Raw genomic sequence first — 840 nt, 5'->3', positions numbered from 1 at the left:
TCCTACGAGCATGACAATGGTTTCGTACGGGTCGTGCGGCGTGGTGAGGCGGTTTGGAAATACGAGCGTAATGAGCAAGGCGATGTCATCCGCAGGATTGATCCGGACAGCGACGCGACGGACTACAGCTACGACAAGCAAGGGCAACTGACCGGGGTCTGGTATCCCGACAACAGTTGTCATCGGCTGGTGTGGAATGAGCGTGGGCAGCTTGTTGAAGAACAGTTGCCCAATGGAAGCATCATGCGTTATCGCTATGACGATCTGGGCCGGCAATTGTCGCGTGAGGATGAGCTTGGCGCGCTGACTCAGTATCAATGGGACGCGGTAGGGCGCCTGCTGAAACTGACCCAATCCGACGGTACTTATCGGGAGTTCAGCTACAACCCTTACGGAAAAATCATCGCCGAACGCGATGAACTCGGCCACGTCACCCGCTACGAATACGCCGACGGCCTGCACCTGATCAGCCGCCGCATCAACGCCGACGGCACTCAGGTCAAGTATCGCTACGACAACGCCCGCCTTTTGCTAACTGAAATCGAAAACGAAGTTGGCGAAACCTATCAACTGGACTACCACCCCAACGGCCTGATCCGACAGGAAACCGGCTTCGACGGCCAACGCACCGCCTACGCCTACGACCTCAACGGCAACCTGCTGGAAAAGACCGAACACGGCGACGACGGTAGTCAGCTTGTTACCCGTTACGAGCGCGACCACGCCGGTCGTCTTGTAAGAAAAACCCTCCCCGATGGCAATACGGTCGACTACACCTACGACCGCCAAGGCAACCTCCTCAGCGTCGAAGACGGCCACTGGGCGCTGGCCTACGAGTAC

The 840-nt window shown here is 57.7% G+C and carries 1 pseudogene; it reads left to right on the top strand.

The features are described from left to right. A pseudogene (locus BFP96_RS27490) lies at positions 1–840 on the top strand (RHS repeat protein); the annotation flags it as partial.

The organism is Pseudomonas sp. 34 E 7 (assembly GCF_900005715.1).
GTDB lineage: Bacteria > Pseudomonadota > Gammaproteobacteria > Pseudomonadales > Pseudomonadaceae > Aquipseudomonas > Aquipseudomonas orientalis_A.
The sequence above is the reverse complement of the archived record's forward strand: the minus strand, read 5'-3'. Positions and strand labels throughout refer to the sequence as shown.